The organism is Rhodococcus sp. 06-156-4, from assembly GCF_002259345.1.
Classification (GTDB): Bacteria; Actinomycetota; Actinomycetes; order Mycobacteriales; family Mycobacteriaceae; genus Rhodococcoides; species Rhodococcoides fascians_E.
This window is the reverse complement of sequence record NZ_NPGB01000020.1, coordinates 1-18,013: the sequence shown is the minus strand read 5'-3', so window position 1 is coordinate 18,013 and position 18,013 is coordinate 1. Positions and strand designations below refer to the sequence as shown.

Below are 18,013 nucleotides of genomic sequence, written 5' to 3'. Positions count from 1 at the left end.
GTCGCTCTCGATGAACTCTTACCGCCCAATTTGTAGGGTCCCAACAAATGCTCGGCCGGAGTCGCGACATCGCCACGGTCCGCATTCGCGTTACGTGACGATTTCCCCGAATGTGACGTGTGGGATTTGTGGGGCTGGATAGTGCGGTTCGTGATGCGTTTGAGTCAGTCTGCCCACCGTTGCCGCAACTCGAAGCACGTACGCATCCCTCGGAGTCGTGGGGTCGCGGCCCGTGACCTCTGTGATTTTCTTCAAGCGATACCGCACCGTATTTGGATGAACAAACAGCAAACGTGCACAAGTCTCGACAGCGCCCCCGCTGTCGAGGTAAGCGTCCAACGTGTCGGCAAGGCCGGGGCCCGCGCTCGACAGCGGGTGCACGATCAGGTCGTTCAGAGCGCTGATCGCAGCCGAGTCACCCAACAGTGCGCGCTCCGGCAGAAGCTCGCCCGCGTGCACCGGACGGGGCGCACCGCGCCACCCCGCAACGGCCTGCATACCCGCGAACGCCTCCACCGCGCTGGAATGCGCGGCGCCCAGAGTCCTCGTCGTGGGCCCGATGACGACCGGGCCGTCGGAGAAATTCTCCAACATGTCCGCCAGAAACGCCGCGCTCGCAGAATCGTCCACGAGCTGCCCACTGACCACCATCACCAACCGAGTGCCCTGAACTACCGCGAGCGCCGCTCGACCGTGCTTCTGTGCGACGGCGTGAACGGTGCCGACGACCGACACCCCCTGATCGTCCGGCGGTGTACCGACGAGAACCGTCGCCGGCGCTGTCGCGTCCCAGTTGAGCGTTGCGGCACGCGAGAGCATGTCCGAACCCGTGTCACCTCGCACCACAGCGTCGACGACGAGAGCTTCCAGGCGGGTGTCCCATGCGCCTCGGGACTCGGCGGCACTCGCATACACCGACGCCGCAGCGAAACCGAGCTCGCGTCCGTACCGCAGGACAGCCTCGGTCAGTGCAACGAGCTGCTGATCGTTTCGAGCCAACGCAGGAAGCCACTGCTCGAAGAACTCCATCGCGACCCGCACCATGTCCACCGTCTGGCGAAGCGTCAACCGTCGGGCCAGATCCTGCGGGATCACCTGAAACGCGTCCAGGCTGAAGCGGATATCACTCTGCGGGTTCTTCAACCACTCCAGGAAGTTGTCCACCGCCGTCTGGATCAGCAACTGCACACTCGCACGCTGCGCGGCATCGAGACCACCGAAGAACGGCAGCTGATCCTGCATCGCGGTCACGGCCTCGGTGGAGAGCCGCCCCGAGAACTGCTTGACGCGCCGCAGCAATGCGTCGGGAAGGGGGTCGCGCTTCTGGCGGGCCGACGTCAACGCCGTCACCGGCAGATGCACCTCGTTGTCGGTGATGTATTCCTCCCCGGCGGCGGATGCCGTTCTGTCGCCGACTCCGGGCGGTGTGTCACCGGCGCCGGTCGGCGTTCTGTCTGCGACCACAGGAAAAACCTACGCCCGTCCACTCGTCCGCGGGGAAGCGGTACGAATGGACGGGCGCACTGGTGGTCTCCAGTCGGTCGTTACGCCGAGCCGGTGTCCGCGAACGACGTGGGAGCCGCCGTCACGTCGTCGATCTTGTACTTCTCCGCGGCCTCGACAGCCTTGGACTTGTCGATCTCACCCGAGGCCGCGAGAGCGGACAACGTCGCGACGACGATCGACTCGGCGTCGACGTTGAACACCCGTCGAGCCGCGGGACGCGTGTCCGAGAATCCGAATCCGTCGGTTCCGAGGGTGACGTAGTCGCCCGGAACCCACTGGCGGATCTGATCCGGAACGGCCCGCATCCAATCCGACGCCGCGACGACCGGTCCGGCAGCGTTCTGCAGAGCCGTCGTCACGAACGGGACGCGCTTGTCCGCACCGGGATTGCGAAGTGCTTCCTGCTCGGCTTCGACACCGTCGCGGCGGAGCTCGCCCCACGACGTCACCGACCAGACCGCCGACCGGACGCCCCACTCGTCGAGCAGAAGCTCACGAGCCTTGCGGGCCGACACGAGACCGACGCCCGACGCGAGGAGCTGTGCCTCGGGTCCGTCGCCGTCCTGCGGAGCCTCGAACCGGTAGATGCCCTTGAGGAGGCCCTCGACGTCGAGGTTCTCCGGCTCGGCCGGCTGCACGTACGGCTCGTTGTACAGGGTGATGTAGTAGAAGATGTTCTCGCCGCCGAAGCCGTCCACACCTTCGGTGCCGCCGTACATCCGTCGCAGACCGTCCTTGACGATGTGCGCGATCTCGAAGGAGAACGCCGGATCGTAGGCGACCGCGGCCGGGTTGGTCGACGCCAACAGCAGCGAGTGACCGTCCGCGTGCTGCAGACCCTCACCGGTGAGGGTCGTACGTCCCGCAGTGGCGCCGAGGACGAAGCCGCGGGCCATCTGGTCCGCCGCTGCCCACAGGCCGTCACCGGTCCGCTGGAAGCCGAACATCGAGTAGAAGATGTACAGCGGGATCATGACCTCGCCGTGCGTCGCGTAGGACGTTCCGACCGCCGTGAACGACGACGTCGAGCCGGCCTCGTTGATGCCCTCGTGCAGGATCTGACCGACCGAGCTCTCCTTGTAGGCGAGCATCAGTTCCGAGTCGACCGACGTGTACAGCTGGCCGTTGCGGTTGTAGATCTTCAGCGACGGGAACCAGGAGTCCATACCGAACGTGCGCGCCTCGTCCGGGATGATCGGCACGATCCGGTGGCCGATCTCCTTGTCGCGCAGCAGCTCCTTCATGACGCGCACGAGCGCCATCGTGGTGGCGACTTCCTGCTTGCCGGAGCCCTTGAGCAGCGTCTTGTAGGTGGCATCGCCCGGCTGCGGAAGCGGCTTGGGGCTGACCCGACGCTCCGGGACGAACCCGCCGAGCTTGTTGCGACGATCGAGCATGTACTGGATCTCGGGAGCATCCGCACCGGGGTGGTAGTACGGCGGCATGTACGGATCCTTCTCGAGCTCCTCGTCGGAGATCGGGATGTGCTGCAGATCGCGGAAGGTCTTGAGGTCGTCGAGCGTCAGCTTCTTCATCTGGTGCGTGGCGTTACGACCCTCGAAGTGCTTGCCGAGCGTGTAGCCCTTGATGGTGTGCGCCAGGATGACCGTCGGCTGGCCCTTGTGTGCCATCGCAGCGGCGTACGCAGCGTGGACCTTGCGGTAGTCGTGACCGCCGCGCTTGAGGTTCCAGATGTCGCCGTCGGAGAGATCCTTGACGAGCTCCTTGGTCCGCGGGTCGCGGCCGAAGAAGTGGTCGCGCACGTAGCCGCCGTCGTTGGCCTTGTACGTCTGGAAGTCGCCGTCCGGCGTCGTGTTCATCAGGTTGACCAGTGCGCCGTCGCGATCGGCGTGCAACAGCGCATCCCACTCGCGGCCCCAGACGACCTTGATGACGTTCCAGCCTGCGCCGCGGAAGAACGACTCCAGTTCCTGGATGATCTTGCCGTTACCGCGGACCGGGCCGTCGAGGCGCTGCAGGTTGCAGTTGACCACGAACGTGAGGTTGTCCAAGCCCTCGGTCGCGGCGACGTGTGCGAGGCCGCGCGATTCCGGCTCGTCCATCTCGCCGTCGCCCAGGAACGCCCAGACGTGCTGGTCCGAGGTGTCCTTGATGCCGCGGTCGTTCAGGTAGTGATTGAAACGCGCCTGGTAGATGGCGTTCATCGGACCGAGGCCCATCGACACCGTCGGGAACTCCCAGAAATCCTGCATCAAACGCGGATGCGGGTAGGACGGCAGTCCGCCACCCTGCGTCTCGTGGCTGGCTTCCTGACGGAATCCGTCCATCCGCTCGGCCGGGATACGACCCTCGAGGAACGCGCGGGCGTAGATGCCGGGGGAGGCGTGGCCCTGGATGAAGATGTGGTCGCCGCCGCCCGGGTGGTCCTTGCCGCGGAAGAAGTGGTTGAAACCGACCTCGTACAGAGCGGCCGAGGACGCGTAGGTCGAGATGTGTCCGCCGACGCCGACTCCTGGCCGCTGAGCGCGGTGCACCATGATCGCGGCGTTCCAGCGGATCCACGCGCGATAGCGGCGCTCGACCTCTTCGTCACCGGGGAACCACGGCTCGTTCTCGGTCGGGATGGTGTTGACGTAATCGGTCGAAGTCAGGGACGGCAGCGCAACACGTCGTTCTCCTGCGCGCTCGAGCAGACGCAGCATCAGGTAGCGCGCGCGGTTCGGACCCGACCGCTCGAGGAGGCCGTCGAACGATTCGATCCATTCGTTGGTCTCGTCGTTGTCGATATCGGGCAGATACGAGGCGACACCCTCACGGATGACGCGTACCCGACCCTCCGAGCCGGTGGGCCCGCTCGTCTTGCCTGCAGATTGTGTGTTCTGCCGATCGTCCTGGTTCAACTCGGACAACGTGTGTACTCCTCCATGTGGCGGTCGCTCGGTGCGGCGGCCGGTCCATGCAACTCGCGCTCTGTGACGGCGAGCTACTTCTCGGTTTCTCGGTGACTCCGCTCAATCCTCCTACATATGTTTCACCGACGTAGTACGGAGTCCCAATACCCACCAGTAGAAATTTATGTACGCAATTTCGGCGCGGTCAGCTTGCGCGAACGGGAGAAACACTGTTCGCTTGCACTACTTCACCCACTATGCAAGGAGGTCACCACCGTGGTCGCCGCGGCGGACGCTCAGAACTACGCTCAGAAACTTGGAATCACCCGCGACTTGGTCGTTCAGGAGCTGGGCTGGGACGAGGACACAGACGACGATCTGCGGGCCGACGTAGAGGACACCATCGGCGGTGAAACCCTCGACGAGGACTCCGACGAAGTCATCGACGTGGTGCTGCTGTGGTGGCGCGACGGCGACGGTGATCTGGTCGATGCACTGATGGACGCCATCGGTCCGTTGTCGGACGACGGATTCGTCTGGGTCCTCAGCCCCAAGACCGGCCTTCCCGGCCACGTCGAGCCCAGCGAGATCGCCGAGTCCGCCCCCACGGCGGGACTGACTCAGACGTCGGCCGCCAACCTCGGTGACTGGATCGGCAGCAGGTTGGTGCAGCCGAAGACTCGCGCGGTCAAGCGCTAACGATCCGTCGACAAGGAAGTTTGATTCCATGCCACTCGAGGTGGGCGCGGAGGCGCCGGACTTCACCCTCAAGGATCAGAACAATCAGGACGTGACGTTGTCCTCGTACCGAGGCGACAAGAACGTACTGCTCGTGTTCTATCCACTCGCCTTCACCGGCACGTGCCAGGGCGAGCTGTGCAAGGTTCGCGACGAACTACCCAAGTTCGAGAACGACGACACCGCGATCCTTGCCATCTCGGTCGGTCCACCGCCGACGCACAAGATCTGGGCAGCAGAACAGGGGTACACATTTCCCCTGCTGTCCGACTTCTGGCCACACGGTTCGGTCGCACAGGCCTACGGGGTGTTCAACGACAAAGCAGGCTTCGCCAACCGCGGAACCTTCGTCATCGACACCGACGGCATCATTCGTTTCGCCGAGATGAAAGAGCCCGGCGAAGCGCGTGACCAGACCGCTTGGGAAACAGCTCTCAGCACAGTCCGTACGTGAGTGGAAACTAGGCGATGGCCTACATTTCCACTCACGTGGGCTGACCTGCGGAATTGTAGATTCCCGGCGGACAGGATAAGTTTTTCTCCGTGTTCCGGTGGCCTCGGTCATCGGGATCCGGGCGTATAGCTCAGCGGTAGAGCTCTGGTTTTACACACCAGCGGTCGGGGGTTCGAACCCCTCTGCGCCCACCACATTTCGTCGATCGTCTGGGTTCGACGACCGGTCTCGCGCTAGTCGGCAGTCAATCGATCTGCCGCATAATGCTTTACAGGCCTACCGCCCTGAGTAGTGCTGTGTGCAGAACCTCAGTCCGTCGGCTTCGTTGTTCCGGCAATGCGGTCCGCCAGACGCGCACCCTCTTCGATGAAACGGCGGCGCCCCAGGGTCGTGAAGGATCGGTCGTCGGACAGGAACGCCGACGCGAAAATCTCGATCTCGGAGATCGTCGCCACCGCGATGACTCCGGCTTCCGCAGCCGGCACCTTCCCTCTGACCTTCTTCGCGGCTGCCGCCAGGACGGGAATCAGAACCAGCGCGTTCTCGCGCCGAATCGCCTCCACTTGCTGGCTCGCGCCGCGGGAGGCGACGAAATACACCGTTGCGGCTGTTCGGTTGTCGCCGAGCCACTTCACGAACGGCGCGACGAGTGCTCCCATTTGCCGCTCGGGAACAACGACCTCCGTTGCAATGCGTTCCACTTCGTTCACGTAGTCGGCGGCGAACTCCCGCAGACCCTCGAGAAGAATCTCCTCACGGGAGGGGTAGTGGTAGTAGATGGCCGCAGATGTCATGTCGGCGGCGGCCGCGATGTCGGCGACAGTGATCGAATCAGCGGGTCGAGCGGCGAACAGTTCGAAAGCGGTGGAGACTATGACGCCCCGCCGCGACGGACGGTGAGCGGGCCGCTTGACTGTTGCCGACATTCGATCTCCTCTGTAACGGGGTCATGCAACACTAGTGCTTCGGCGAACGAGAGGTGAGACTTCCAGGTGAGCGAGAAGGGGGCGGGCGTCGGCATGGGCAAGAAATCACCGCACAGACCATCGAGGCGGCACGAGATCGTGTCGGCGGCAATCAAAGTCTTCGCAGCAAAGAGCTTCTCGGACGCGAGTATTCAGGACGTCGCGCTCGAAGCAGACGTCGTTCCATCGGCCGTCTACTACCACTTCGCGGGTAAGGACGAGCTGTTCGAGCTGGCCATGCGGCAGGTGCTCGACATGGTCGACGCTGTCGTAGCCCAGGTTCGTGCCCAGGAAGGCGACGACGATCCGTCGCTCGAGGCCGTGATCCTCGCCGTGTGGAAATGGGTCGAGTCGCATCCCGACGAGTCACGCCTGCTGCACTACCATCTGCCCGGTGCCACGGCTGAGGCGTCGGTGCTACGACGTGAGTTCGAGGAAGCTCACGTGCAACGCGCGTTCGAGTACCTGCCGCCCAGCCCCACACCACTGAGCCGGCGCGCTGCCGCGAGTCAGCATGCCACGCATACCCTGTCCACTCGCACGCTCATCGAACTGCTGATGATCGTGCACGCCCTCCGCATGGACGAAGGTCCGTTGAGCAAGCACGCATCCAAGAGTTTGAGCCGTGCCGTGGTGACGGTCGGCCAACGCATCATCGTCGGCGCGGGGGCGGCTGACGATTCCTGAGGTGCAGGCGCTCGTATCGAACGCGCTCGTCCTCGAGTGCCGCCGTCTTGCGATCGCTCTGGAGATTCGATGGGAGACCGTGTAATTCGAGCCGGCGGGCGCGGTTGAGCTCCATGAACGCCACGGTGTAGAAGAGTGCGAGCAGCACGCTCAGCAACACCATCGCTCCGCGCAACCACAGTGCGCCGGGAAACAGCACGAAGAACCCGATGAAGATCGGGAGGAACGGAATCATGGATCGGAGAAGGTGTCTCGGAACGGCCCCTCGCCCGATCAGGTCGTTGCGGACCCAATCCTGCATGGACATCGGAAGCCTGCGCCCGGCCACGTAGCCGAGCCACTGCAGAAAGTTCGGTCGTGTTCGTGGTGTCGTGCTCATTGCAGCGCCCCTGCATCGATAGCGGCTCGGTTGATGCGCCCGAGCACCGTGCGAAGTTCTTCGAGTTCGGTGATCTCCACTCCGAGTCGTTCGACGACGGCAGGGGGAATGTTCTCCGCCTGCGTCCTCAGTTCGGCACCGTCTGCGGTCAACTCGACGGCGAGCTGACGCTCGTCGCTACGGCTGCGGGTTCGAACGAGGAGACCGGCTGCCTCCAGCCGTTTGAGCAACGGGGACAGGGTGGGGGAGTCCAGTTGCAATGCCGCTGCGATTTCTTTCACCGACCGCGGCGAGGACTCCCAGAGCGCCAGCATGACCAAGTACTGAGGATGAGTGAGCCCCATCGGCTCCAGGAGGGGCCGGTAGACGGCGAGAACGGCTCGGTTGGCAACCGCCAGTGCGAAACAGACCTGCCTGTCGAGAGCGAGTGGATCGTCGTCGGACACGCTTTTGATAGTACACGAATGGTTAGTGCACTAACTATTTACTGCTTGTACTGCCAACGTCGAGCCCAGAGCGACCATGAACGCTGCGATCGCGCCGTCGAGGACCCGCCAGGCCATCGGTTTCGCAAATGCCGGTTGCAGAAGGCGGGCACCGTATCCGAGCGCGGTGAACCACAGGACGCTGGCGGTACACGCACCGATTCCGAACCAGATTCGCGCGGTGTCGTACGTTGCCGCCACTGATCCGAGGAGGACCACCGTATCCAGGTACACGTGCGGATTCAGCCAGGTCAGCGCCACCGCTGTAGCGAGGACGGTGCCGATCCTGGCCGGTTGCGACGCACGATCCGCGGACATGGCGGACGGGCGCAGAGCGCGACGCATCGACAATGCGCCGTATCCGAGAAGGAACGCAGCGCCGCCCCAATAGGCGATCGTCATCAAGGAGGGGGAGTTGTCGACGAGGAAACCTGCCCCGGCCACGCCGGCCGCGATGAGGACGATGTCCGACGCCGCGCAGACCGCGACGACGGGAAGCACGTGCGTCCGCGCGATCCCCTGCCTCAGAACGAACGCGTTCTGAGCTCCGATGGCCACGATGAGCGACAGGCCGAAAGCCAGGCCCGCGAGGGTAGGACCGAGTGCGCACGTCATGAAGCAAAGATTAAGAACGGTCAGATCTGAAGTACAGCGAATATATCTTCACCATGATTAGTATTACTTATGCGCGAACCCGACCTGTCGCAGCTTCACGCTCTCGCCTCCGTCGTCTCCGAGGGCTCGTTCGATTCCGCAGCCACGCAATTGCACATCACTCCTTCGGCGGTCAGTCAACGGATCAAAGCGTTGGAGACATCGGTGGGGACGGTGCTGGTTCACCGCTCCAAGCCGGCCCGGATCACCGAGGCGGGGATGCCCTACCTGCGGCTGGCGCAGCAAATAGGAACGCTCGTCGCAGAGCTGACTCCAGGCGCGCCCGCGTCGGTACCGATTGCCGTGAACGGTGACTCGCTCAACACTTGGGTTCTTCCTGCAGTGGCACAGCTGTCGCACCGCATGGAGTTCGACATCAAGAGAGAAGACCAGGACCACTCCGCGGAATTGCTACGTCAGGGAGTTGTCGTGGCGGCGGTCACCACGTCGGCGGATGCCGTCAAGGGGTGCTCCGTGACCCGACTCGGGGTGATGAAGTATCGGCCGATGTGCTCGCCGGAGTTCCGGGACACATGGTTTCGCGACGGACCGTCGGGCGACGCATTGTCCCGTGCTCCGATGATCGTGTTCGACCGCTCCGATGATCTACAACACCGATATCTCGAACAGTGGGGTGTGACGAGGCGTGCAGGTCCCACGCACTTCGTGCCGTCGTCGGCCGACTTCGCCGAAGCGGTGAGGCTCGGAATGGGCTGGGCCGTCCTGCCCCGACAGCAGATCGACAGAATGCGCACAGGAGTGGACGTCGTCGACCTCGCGCCGGGCACCGGCGTCGACGTCACGCTCTACTGGCAGCAGTGGACGTTGAAAACGGCCGCTTTGGCCGAGTTGGCGTCGGTGATCGCCGTCGCGGCGGCAAGTTCGCTGGACTGACCGCCCGGACTGGACGCGGGAGGAGGCGTGTTCATCAGCAAAGAACGCTCAAAAAGTCATCAAGTCGTAAATCTTTCCTGAAACAGGATCTTGGTATATGTTCTCCGGACAGAATAAGTCCGTGCGGTTTGTTGTTATTCACAGCCTGCACGGACGGGTCTGTGTTGTTCACGGGAGCTGTCAGCCCGCCCTTGTCCCCGCCCGCCCCTGGGCAAGTCGAAGCGAGTCCGGCTAGTGGTCGAAATAGGAACCGAACCACCGAACACGGTGCCCACCGAGCGCACGTGGTCGCTCTCGGCATGGCCCGTTCGGGCCAAGGTCGCGGCCGTCGTCGCGCTGCCGTTGATCCTCGCAATGGGTTTCGGAGCCCTGCGCATCCAGACCGAACTGTCCGCCGCAGCCGATCTGTCTGCCGCTGCAGACAATTCACGAATCGTGGCGCCACTCCTCGCCCTCGACCGGGCCGTCGGAGATCTTACGCTGAGCGGTGTGCCGGGCTCGGGCGAGGAAGCGCAATCCGGTCTCACCGCCGTGCGCGACGCACTCGGAACCAGCGGTGACCAGGATGGCGGAGGCCCCGAGGCAGGCGCCCTCGTCGACTTCGAGAGCGCCGTCTCCGGCGCGGAGCAACTGAGCGACAGGCTGCGGCAAGGCCCGGTAGCCCCCGTCGAGCGCGTCGGTGTCGCATCGGCCGTCACCGAATCGATCGCAGAGCTGATCGCCGACGGCCTGTCCGTCGAGAGCGCCGAGCCTCGAACCCTCACGTCCACGATCGTCGACGCCATGTCCGGCCGTCGCGCCGCGCAGACCCAGCAGCTACTCGTCTCCACCCCCGACGTCACGATTCTCGACGAGGTCAACCGGGCCGCGGGCAGTGAGGCCGCCGACATCGCGGCACTCTCGACCGTGCTCGGTCCGGAGTCCGCCGAAGTGCAAGCGCTGCAGGCACAATTCGACACCAGGCTCGGAATGTACTCCGCGGCGGCAAGCGGTGGGCCCACCAATCCGTTCCTCTCGGCCGGACAGTCCACCGACATCTACACCTCCATCGCGGACCGCTACGCAGGCCGCCTCGTCGAGACACTGACATCCGAGGCCACCGAGAGTCGATCGGTGGCGCTGCGCGACACTGCCCTCGTACTCGGCTCGGTCCTCACCGCGCTCGTGCTCGCGCTGATCGTCGCCCGCTCTCTCGTCCGCCCCATCCGCAGGCTCCGGTTGGGCGCTCTCGGTGTCGCTCGACGCGCGCTCCCGGCTGAGATCGAAAGGATCAGATCCGGTGGACACACCCCGGAGATCGTGCCGATTCCCGTCCACACACAGGAGGAGATCGGCCAGCTTGCCCGCGCAGTCGACGCCATCCACGAGGAAGCGCTGCAGCTCGCCGGCGAACAGGCGCGACTTCGAGTGCAGGTCGGCAACATGTTCGAAACGCTCTCTCGCCGAAGCCGATCGCTCGTCGATCAGCAACTGGCCTTGATCGAAGAGCTGGAACGCGACGAGGACGATCCGCGCCGCCTCGACAGTCTCTTCCGCCTCGACCACCTGGCCACCCGGATGCGCCGAAACGGTGCCAACCTCATGGTGCTGGCAGGCACCCCGTCGCGCCGAGCACAGGGTGACCGCCCCGTCGCACTCGACGCAGTGATGAGCGCGGCCGTGTCGGAGGTCGAGGACTACCGCCGCGTGCTCATGCTCGATGTGCCGGAAGCCGCACTGACCGCGGCAGCAGCAGCCGACATCGTGCACCTTGTCGCCGAGTTGATCGACAACGCGCTGCGCTACTCACCGCCCGACAGTGCCGTCGCCGTCACCGCCGCGCGCGCCGTCGAAGGCGGAATCCTGCTCGAAGTCGCCGACCGCGGGCTGGGAATGCCTGCAGCGGACATCGACGAAACCAACGAACGGCTCTCCGCCGGCGGTGAAGTCACGCCCGAAACTGCGCGTCGAATGGGCCTGTTCGTGGTCGGACGTCTCGCCCAGCTCCACGGAGTGACGGTACGACTACGCGCGACACAGGTGCAGGGAGGAGCGTCGGGAGTGACTGTCAGCGTTCACATCCCCGTGTCACTCGTCGTGACGGCATTCCCGACGGCCGAGAACGTCCGCGCCAACCGCAGGGATCTGTCGGCCGGTCGATCGGCATCTGCGCTGCCACCGCGCAACGGGGCGCCTCCGAACACCGCGACGGACGCCGAAACCGCCACGGAACGCACGGGTCCGGTGTCGCTCATGGCGCTCGACGGACTCGCGACGGCCGGAGTGCCGTCCCCAGGTGCCGACGCACAGGCGCCTGCCGAGCAGAACGGATACGTCGCCCAGACGCGGAACGGTCGGTCCGACACGAAGGACGTCACCTCCGCATCGCTGCCCCGGCGTCGTCCAGGCGCGAGCGGCGTCGACGAACACATCGCCCTGTCGTCCGGCAGAGCAGAATCGGCCCCGTCCGGCGACATGGCAGCCGTCAGAAGGACCTCGGACACTTCGTCGTTCTTCGGCGCCCGCCCGGCGGCACTCGCGGCGAAGAACGACACCGCACAGGGTACCGAGGATGCGACCCCACCACCGCCGGATCCGCTGGCACCGCCGACCCAGGCGATGCCGATCTACCAGCGAATGGTCTCCGAGTGGCTCGTCGACCCTGCTACCGGACAAGGCCGTTCGCGCACCTGGTCGTCACCGGCGGACGCAGGCTGGGCCGCCGCCGAGAACGCCGACGACGCACGCGCACGCACCAGAACGGACTCAGGGCTGCCGCTGCGTAAGCCAGGTGCCCGCCTGGTCCCGGGCGCCGTGGACACCGGACGAACCCCGACGCACAGCCGTAACGACGCGCCGACGTCGTCGCGCACACGGTCACCCGACGCCGTACGCGAGAAACTCACCAGTCACTTCACCGGTGTCCGCACCGGGCGCGCCGAAGACGTCACCGGCCGACACAGAACGGAAGAAGGCGAATGAACCACCCCATCGCGTCGACCCCCGATCGGTCCCTGGACTGGCTCGTGTCGAACTTCGCACGCGACATCGTCGGAGTCGCGCACTCCGTCCTGGTCTCGGCGGACGGGTTGCTGATGGCCACCAGCGAACAACTTCCTCGCGAACGCGCCGAGCAGCTGGCCGCGGTGACGTCCGGGCTGGCGAGCCTGTCCTCCGGCGCAGCGCGACTGTTCGACGGTGGTCCGGTACTCCAATCCATCGTCGAGATGGAGAACGGGTATCTGCTGCTGATGAGCGTCGGCGATGGATCGCACCTAGCCGCACTGACGGCGGCATCGTGCGACATCGGCCAAGTCGGTTACGAGATGGCCGTGCTGGTCGATCGTGTGGGCAGTATGGTGCAGCCGGCCGCGCGGATACGAGATCGGTGATGCACGGTGGCACCGTCGGAAATACCTGAAGTAGACGACGCGCTGGTCGAGGTCGCCTCACCCGATCGATCGGGCGCATCCGAGTCGACCGACGAGTCTGCACCCGAAGCTCCTGTGAACGTGGACGATTCGGACGAGTTCGACGCCGCGGCACCAACTCCCAATCTGGTGAGGCCGTACACCCTCACCGCGGGCCGAACCCGATCCGAGGTCTACCTTCCTCTCGAAGCTCCCGTGCACACCGTCTCCCCGGTCGTGACGAGTATGTGGCCGCCCAGCGACATGAGATCGAAAATCGTCGCGCTGTGCACGGAGAGCCCGTCCGTGGCCGAGATCTCCGCGCGCCTGAGCCTGCCCCTCGGTGTCGCCCGCGTACTCGTCGGCGACCTCGTCGAATCTGGAACATTGCGTGTGTCGGCGACTCTCGACGACGACGCCACCGCGGCCGAGCGCCGCGAACTCATCGGAAGGACACTTCGTGGACTACGCGCACTCTGACACGAGAGGTCGGACAGCGGCTTCGACGAAGATCGTCGTCGCAGGTGGATTCGGCGTCGGCAAGACGACACTCGTCGGCGCGGTGTCGGAGATCGTGCCGCTCCGAACCGAAGCGATGATCACCGACGAATCCGAAGGAATCGACGAACTGGACTCCGCGGGCAGTAAATCGACCACGACCGTTGCCATGGACTTCGGTAGAATCACACTCTCCGACGACCTGGTGCTCTACCTGTTCGGTACTCCGGGCCAGCGGCGATTCTGGTTCATGTGGGACGACCTGGTTCGCGGAGCCATCGGTTCGATCGTCCTCATCGACACGCGTCGTCTCGACGACTGCTTCGCGGCGATCGACTACTTCGAAGCTCGTGGACTTCCCTTCGTCGTCGCCGTCAACGAGTTCGACGGTGCGCAGCGTTTCGAGATCGACGACATCCGCGAAGCGCTCGCGATCGCCCCGTTCGTGCCGATAGTCAAAGTCGATGCGCGACGCGCGGATTCCGTACGCGGCGCCCTCATCACCCTCACCGAGTACGCCCTCGACCGCGTGCACTCGGCAACCTAGGAGCAGCACCATGGATCATTCACACGAGATGCAGCATTTCTCGATGGGCATCTGGCTCGTGTTCCTCGCCTACGGGGTGTCCGTCGTGGGCTGTGTCGTCGGCCTCGCCTGCACCAGGCAATCCGCGGTCGTCTCGTCACCACGTGCTCGATTCGGATGGTTGGCGATGGCGGCGGTCTCGATCGGGGGCATCGGTATCTGGTTGATGCATTTCATCGCCATGCTCGGATTCACCGTGACCGGCAGCGTCGCACGGTACGACCTTCTGTGGACCGTCGTCTCGGCGTTGCTGGCGATCGGAGCGACCCTCGTCGGACTGCTCATCATCGGCCGCAAGGTCAACATCTGGACGCTCCTCGTCGGTGGCGTCGTGATGGGAATCGCCGTCAACGTCATGCATTACACCGGAATGAACGCGGTCCGTATCCAGGGCGCGGTGTCCTACGACATGACTCTCGTTGCTGTCTCCGTGGCCATCGCCGTCGTCGCAGGCACATTGTCCCTGTGGTTCACCCTGGTCCTGCAGAAACCGATGTTGTTGTTGGCCGCAGGTCTCGTCATGGGCGTCGCCGTCGTCGGAATGCACTACACCGGAATGGCCGCCATGCGCGTCACCGTCGACCCGGACGCACCTGTACCCGCGGGGCTCGAAGTGTTCGGATTCCTGTTCCCGGTCTTCGTCATCGGACTCCTGGCGCTCGCGGCACCGATCGCTGCGCTGTTCACCCTCACCGACGACGAAGACGACGACATCGAATCGATGCAGCTCGACCAGCCGCATGCAGCCTCTCGCGTGAGCTAGGACAACCTGGCGCAGATCGCGCGGCCCGCGTCCGTACCCGACCTCCACGCACTCTCGACACGAGGCGGCCCCGACGGACTCCACTGATCGCCCGCGAAGTACACGGTTCCGTTCGCGAGATCGACCGAACCGAAAGTCGAGTCGTGTGCCTGCGCCGGCTTCGCGAAGGTCCACCGATGAACGTGCGTCCACGACGGTGCCGGCAGCCCGGTCACAGATCGAACCGCCGCCACAGTCTGCGCCACCGCCGAGTCCGGGTCACTCAGATGCGCACGGGCAAATTCCGCAGTGGTGTGTGCGACGAGTACCGGCGCCGAGTCGCCCCGCCGCGCTCCGTCGTCGGCGAGGAACTCGATCACGGGATGCGCATTGACGAACGCTGCTTTCTCGAACGGCAACGGCATGTTCTCGAACCCGGCGACCAGGGTGAGAGCCGCGTCGTAGCTCACCGGGTCCGGCACGTCGGCGAGTCTCGATGCCTGCGGATCCGGCATCGCCAACACGACGATGCCGTCGGGAAGTGTGGTGAGCTCGGTGGATTCGGCCTTGATCTCGCCCGGGCCGGCGGCGCCCAACACGTCCCTGACCAGTGAACGCAGCCCGCCCGGAGTTGCCCACCTCGTCGGACCTGTGGTGGTGGTGGTGTCAGCGTCGGGAGCCAGTACTCCGAACGTGTCGGTCCACGGCCTGGCCAGACCGGCTGCTTCCCACGCCTCGACCAGCTCGGCGAAACCGTCGTCGCGGACGGTGAAATAGCCCGCGCCGATGTCCACACGGCGACCGTGCAGTTGCGGAGACGCCATCCGCCCGCCCACCGCACGGCCGCGATCGACGAGACGACACTCGACGCCGCCGTCCCTGAGCGCGACCGCGCATGCGGCGCCGGCCATTCCCGCGCCGACGATGGTGACCGGAGTTCGCCCGGTGCTCACGATCGGCTCGTCGTCGACACCGAGCGCCGTCCCGAAATCCTCATACGCGAGACACTAGTCGTTCCACGGTCCACGACGTGCGACGTCCGCCCAGTCGACCAGGTTCCAGAACGCCGTGACGTAATCCGCCTTGACGTTCTTGTACTGGAGATAGAACGCGTGCTCCCACATGTCCAACAGCAGTAGGGGAGTGATCCCGACAGGGACGTTTGCCTGCTGGTCGTAGAGTTGGAAAGTGAGCAGTCTCCGCCCCAGTTCGTCCCAGCCGAGAACAGCCCAGCCGGAACCCTGAAGTCCGTTCGCCGCAGCGGTGAACTGTGCACGGAACTTGTCGAACGACCCGAACTGATCGTCGATGGCGGCTGCGAGTTCGCCGACCGGCTTGTCACCACCATCCGGGGAGATGTTGGTCCAGAACTGACTGTGATTGCGATGCCCGCCCAGATGGAACGCAAGATTCTTCTCGTGCAGGAAGATCCGTGAATGATCGTCGGATTCACGTGCAGCCGCAAGCTGTTCGAGTGCGGTGTTCGCGCCCGCGACGTAGGCCGCATGGTGCTTCGAATGATGAAGCTCCATGATCTCGCCGCTGAGGTGCGGTTCGAGGGCAGCGTAGTCGTACGACAGTTCGGGTAGTACGTACTTGTCGGTGGTCATGATCTCGCTTTCGGGTCTGTTCGATCGGTACATGACCATCCTCGAACCTCGACCGCACTCGAGGTCAAGCCCAGCGCCGTACTGGTTGTGCGCGTGGGCTGTGGACGTGAGCGGTCAGAACACGGTGCGATACAGATCTGCGATCTCGTCGGCCGTCGGCACGACGGGGTTGTTGCCCGGCGATCCCGACGCCAATGCCTGCTCCGCCATGAGCGGAATCAGACTGTCCCACTTGGCTTCGTCGATACCGTAGGTGCTCGGGCGTGGAACCTCCACGTCGGCGCACAGAGTGTCGATGAACTCGATCAGCCGCGCGGACGCGATGTCGTCGGAATCCGTGCGTTCGGCCGCCCCGAGCTGGCGAGCGCACTCGGCGTACCGGTCGCGAGCCCCGGGGATGGAGAACGCAGTGACGGCGGGGAGCAACATCGCGTTCGACAGGCCGTGTGCGACATGGAAGTGCGCTCCGATCGGTCGGCTCATACCGTGAACCAGACAGACACTGGCGTTGGAGAACGCCATACCCGCCTGAGTCGACGCATGCATCATTGCCTCGCGCGCTTCGGTGTCGGAGCCATCCCGATACGCGCGCAACAGAAACCGGCCGATGGTCCGCATCGCGGACAAAGCGAGTCCGTCGGAGATCGGGTTGGCTTTCTTGCTCACATAGGCCTCGATCGCGTGGGTCAACGCGTCGACGCCGGTGTCCGCCGTCAAGCGGGGCGGCATGGATGCAGTCAACTCGGAATCCACGATCGACGCTATGGGAAGAAACGACAGGCCGGGACACAACATCTTCTCGTCCGACGTGACGTCCGTGATGATCGTGAACTGCGTTGCCTCCGAACCGCTTCCGGCGGTCGTCGGGATCGCGATGATGGGTAACGCAGGCCCGGTGTACTGGCGTGGCGCCTTGTAATCGCGCATCTCGCCGCCCTGCTTCGACAGCACCGCGAGGGCTTTGGCCGTGTCCATCGGGCTGCCACCGCCGAACCCGATGACAGCATCTGCGTCGTGAGCTGCCGCTGCGTCCAAGCCCGCGTGCAAGGACTCGGTGGTGGGGTCCGGGACCGTGCCGGAGAACAGTGCACCCTCTTTGCCTGCTCCGGCAATGATCTTCAGAAGCCGTTCCGCGGAGCCGTTGCTCACCATGAACGCATCGGTGACGAGCAGGGGCCGATGCACGTTCAAGTCGGTCAGCACGTCACCGAGGCTCTCCACTGCTCCTGGCCCGAGCTTGAGAAAACGCGGGAACGAGATGTTGGCAACCATGTACTACTCCTTTGTAGATACGTCAGCGCACTTACCTGCACACTATCGGCCACCGACGCGGCCTGACCCCCGTCGTGAGTGGAAATGTAGGTGCTCTCTGGTCGCTTCGCGGGCTCCGCTCCTGAGCCCTGGCCTACATTTCCACTCACGTGGGGTCTAGTTGTTTTCGGGGAATCCGAGGTTGATGCCGCCGTGGCTGGGGTCGAGCCAGCGGGAGGTGACGGCTTTGCCGCGGGTGAAGAAGTGGATTCCTTCGGTGCCGTGGGCGTGGGTGTCGCCGAACAGCGAGTTTTTCCAGCCGC

The 18,013-nt window shown here is 64.6% G+C and carries 19 protein-coding genes and 1 tRNA gene; 10 read left to right on the top strand and 10 right to left on the bottom strand.

Annotated features, from left to right (window positions below; translation table 11 throughout):
* Nucleotides 1-90: 90 nt before the first annotated feature.
* Nucleotides 91-1,377, bottom strand: a complete 1,287-nt coding sequence (locus tag CH290_RS14135; protein WP_371828068.1) for a PucR family transcriptional regulator — start codon at nucleotides 1,375-1,377, stop codon at nucleotides 91-93.
* A 167-nt stretch (nucleotides 1,378-1,544) separates the two neighbouring features.
* Nucleotides 1,545-4,367 carry a pyruvate dehydrogenase (acetyl-transferring), homodimeric type gene (gene aceE, locus CH290_RS14130; protein ID WP_230621123.1) on the bottom strand — a complete coding sequence of 941 codons (2,823 nt, stop codon included), beginning with the start codon at nucleotides 4,365-4,367 and terminating at the stop codon, nucleotides 1,545-1,547.
* Nucleotides 4,368-4,634: 267 nt separating this feature from the next.
* Here aceE and CH290_RS14125 point away from each other — a divergent pair, with 267 nt between their 5' ends.
* The 3 genes from CH290_RS14125 to CH290_RS14115 all read left to right on the top strand — a co-directional run bounded on the left by CH290_RS14125 (nucleotide 4,635) and on the right by CH290_RS14115 (nucleotide 5,744).
* Nucleotides 4,635-5,057 (top strand): DUF3052 domain-containing protein, encoded by a 423-nt coding sequence (locus CH290_RS14125; protein WP_026348189.1) that lies wholly within the window; start codon nucleotides 4,635-4,637, stop codon nucleotides 5,055-5,057.
* 28 nt (nucleotides 5,058-5,085) lie between these two features.
* Complete coding sequence (locus CH290_RS14120; RefSeq protein WP_019667426.1) at nucleotides 5,086-5,550, top strand: peroxiredoxin; 465 nt, start codon at nucleotides 5,086-5,088, stop codon at nucleotides 5,548-5,550.
* A gap of 119 nt (nucleotides 5,551-5,669) precedes the next feature.
* A tRNA-Val gene (locus CH290_RS14115) sits at nucleotides 5,670-5,744 on the top strand.
* Between the two features lie 114 nt (nucleotides 5,745-5,858).
* Here the strand turns inward: CH290_RS14115 and CH290_RS14110 are convergent.
* Complete coding sequence (locus CH290_RS14110; RefSeq protein WP_020111580.1) at nucleotides 5,859-6,476, bottom strand: TetR/AcrR family transcriptional regulator; 618 nt, start codon at nucleotides 6,474-6,476, stop codon at nucleotides 5,859-5,861.
* Between the two features lie 66 nt (nucleotides 6,477-6,542).
* On the opposite strand from CH290_RS14110, the gene CH290_RS14105 reads away from it, so the two are divergent.
* On the top strand, nucleotides 6,543-7,202 hold the full coding sequence (locus CH290_RS14105; protein WP_019667420.1) for a TetR/AcrR family transcriptional regulator: 660 nt from the start codon (nucleotides 6,543-6,545) through the stop codon (nucleotides 7,200-7,202).
* Here the strand turns inward: CH290_RS14105 and CH290_RS14100 are convergent.
* The 3 genes from CH290_RS14100 to CH290_RS14090 are packed head-to-tail and all read right to left on the bottom strand — an operon-like array spanning nucleotide 7,168 to nucleotide 8,681.
* Complete coding sequence (locus tag CH290_RS14100; RefSeq protein ID WP_019667419.1) at nucleotides 7,168-7,581, bottom strand: DUF5313 family protein; 414 nt, start codon at nucleotides 7,579-7,581, stop codon at nucleotides 7,168-7,170. The two genes, CH290_RS14105 and CH290_RS14100, sit on opposite strands and share 35 nt — an antisense overlap.
* Nucleotides 7,578-8,027 (bottom strand): MarR family winged helix-turn-helix transcriptional regulator, encoded by a 450-nt coding sequence (locus tag CH290_RS14095; protein ID WP_020111579.1) that lies wholly within the window; start codon nucleotides 8,025-8,027, stop codon nucleotides 7,578-7,580. The genes CH290_RS14100 and CH290_RS14095 overlap by 4 nt, the downstream gene beginning before the upstream one ends.
* Nucleotides 8,028-8,057: 30 nt before the next feature.
* Nucleotides 8,058-8,681: a LysE/ArgO family amino acid transporter gene (locus tag CH290_RS14090; RefSeq protein ID WP_020111578.1), complete on the bottom strand. Its 624-nt coding sequence runs from the start codon at nucleotides 8,679-8,681 to the stop codon at nucleotides 8,058-8,060.
* Between the two features lie 69 nt (nucleotides 8,682-8,750).
* Between CH290_RS14090 and CH290_RS14085 the strand changes: the two genes are divergently transcribed.
* The 6 genes from CH290_RS14085 to CH290_RS14060 all read left to right on the top strand — a co-directional run bounded on the left by CH290_RS14085 (nucleotide 8,751) and on the right by CH290_RS14060 (nucleotide 14,850).
* A complete protein-coding gene (locus CH290_RS14085; RefSeq protein WP_033190483.1) occupies nucleotides 8,751-9,614 on the top strand; it encodes a LysR family transcriptional regulator ArgP in 864 nt (287 codons plus the stop codon).
* 267 nt (nucleotides 9,615-9,881) lie between these two features.
* Nucleotides 9,882-12,575: an ATP-binding protein gene (locus CH290_RS14080; protein WP_230621113.1), complete on the top strand. Its 2,694-nt coding sequence runs from the start codon at nucleotides 9,882-9,884 to the stop codon at nucleotides 12,573-12,575.
* The gene (locus CH290_RS14075; RefSeq protein WP_019667414.1) at nucleotides 12,572-12,985 is read left to right on the top strand and encodes a roadblock/LC7 domain-containing protein; all 414 of its coding nucleotides are present in this window, start codon (nucleotides 12,572-12,574) and stop codon (nucleotides 12,983-12,985) included. Before CH290_RS14080 ends, CH290_RS14075 begins: the two co-directional genes overlap by 4 nt.
* Before the next feature lie 120 nt (nucleotides 12,986-13,105).
* On the top strand, nucleotides 13,106-13,483 hold the full coding sequence (locus CH290_RS14070; RefSeq protein WP_051127756.1) for a DUF742 domain-containing protein: 378 nt from the start codon (nucleotides 13,106-13,108) through the stop codon (nucleotides 13,481-13,483).
* A complete protein-coding gene (locus tag CH290_RS14065) occupies nucleotides 13,464-14,048 on the top strand; it encodes a GTP-binding protein (protein ID WP_019667411.1) in 585 nt (194 codons plus the stop codon). The genes CH290_RS14070 and CH290_RS14065 overlap by 20 nt, the downstream gene beginning before the upstream one ends.
* 10 nt (nucleotides 14,049-14,058) lie before the next feature.
* Nucleotides 14,059-14,850 carry an MHYT domain-containing protein gene (locus tag CH290_RS14060; protein WP_033190485.1) on the top strand — a complete coding sequence of 264 codons (792 nt, stop codon included), beginning with the start codon at nucleotides 14,059-14,061 and terminating at the stop codon, nucleotides 14,848-14,850.
* Here the strand turns inward: CH290_RS14060 and CH290_RS14055 are convergent.
* The 4 genes from CH290_RS14055 to CH290_RS30715 form a co-directional block, all read right to left on the bottom strand.
* A complete protein-coding gene (locus tag CH290_RS14055; RefSeq protein WP_033190486.1) occupies nucleotides 14,847-15,782 on the bottom strand; it encodes an NAD(P)/FAD-dependent oxidoreductase in 936 nt (311 codons plus the stop codon). The two genes, CH290_RS14060 and CH290_RS14055, sit on opposite strands and share 4 nt — an antisense overlap.
* A gap of 54 nt (nucleotides 15,783-15,836) precedes the next feature.
* On the bottom strand, nucleotides 15,837-16,439 hold the full coding sequence (locus CH290_RS14050) for a superoxide dismutase (protein WP_033190626.1): 603 nt from the start codon (nucleotides 16,437-16,439) through the stop codon (nucleotides 15,837-15,839).
* A gap of 114 nt (nucleotides 16,440-16,553) precedes the next feature.
* Nucleotides 16,554-17,711, bottom strand: a complete 1,158-nt coding sequence (locus CH290_RS14045; protein ID WP_019667407.1) for an iron-containing alcohol dehydrogenase — start codon at nucleotides 17,709-17,711, stop codon at nucleotides 16,554-16,556.
* A 156-nt stretch (nucleotides 17,712-17,867) separates the two neighbouring features.
* Nucleotides 17,868-18,013: methylmalonate-semialdehyde dehydrogenase (locus CH290_RS30715; RefSeq protein WP_094620605.1), on the bottom strand; the 146-nt coding region annotated here is incomplete at its 5' end.

What these genes read in the sequence shown, in the direction of transcription:
- CH290_RS14120 (WP_019667426.1), top strand. Translation starts at nt 5,086, where the DNA reads ATGCCACTCGAGGTGGGCGCGGAGGCGCCGGACTTCACCCTCAAGGAT.
- CH290_RS14110 (WP_020111580.1), bottom strand. Translation starts at nt 6,476, where the DNA reads ATGTCGGCAACAGTCAAGCGGCCCGCTCACCGTCCGTCGCGGCGGGGC.
- CH290_RS14100 (WP_019667419.1), bottom strand. Translation starts at nt 7,581, where the DNA reads ATGAGCACGACACCACGAACACGACCGAACTTTCTGCAGTGGCTCGGC.
- CH290_RS14090 (WP_020111578.1), bottom strand. Translation starts at nt 8,681, where the DNA reads ATGACGTGCGCACTCGGTCCTACCCTCGCGGGCCTGGCTTTCGGCCTG.
- CH290_RS14085 (WP_033190483.1), top strand. Translation starts at nt 8,751, where the DNA reads ATGCGCGAACCCGACCTGTCGCAGCTTCACGCTCTCGCCTCCGTCGTC.
- CH290_RS14075 (WP_019667414.1), top strand. Translation starts at nt 12,572, where the DNA reads ATGAACCACCCCATCGCGTCGACCCCCGATCGGTCCCTGGACTGGCTC.
- CH290_RS14060 (WP_033190485.1), top strand. Translation starts at nt 14,059, where the DNA reads ATGGATCATTCACACGAGATGCAGCATTTCTCGATGGGCATCTGGCTC.
- CH290_RS14050 (WP_033190626.1), bottom strand. Translation starts at nt 16,439, where the DNA reads ATGACCACCGACAAGTACGTACTACCCGAACTGTCGTACGACTACGCT.
- CH290_RS14045 (WP_019667407.1), bottom strand. Translation starts at nt 17,711, where the DNA reads ATGGTTGCCAACATCTCGTTCCCGCGTTTTCTCAAGCTCGGGCCAGGA.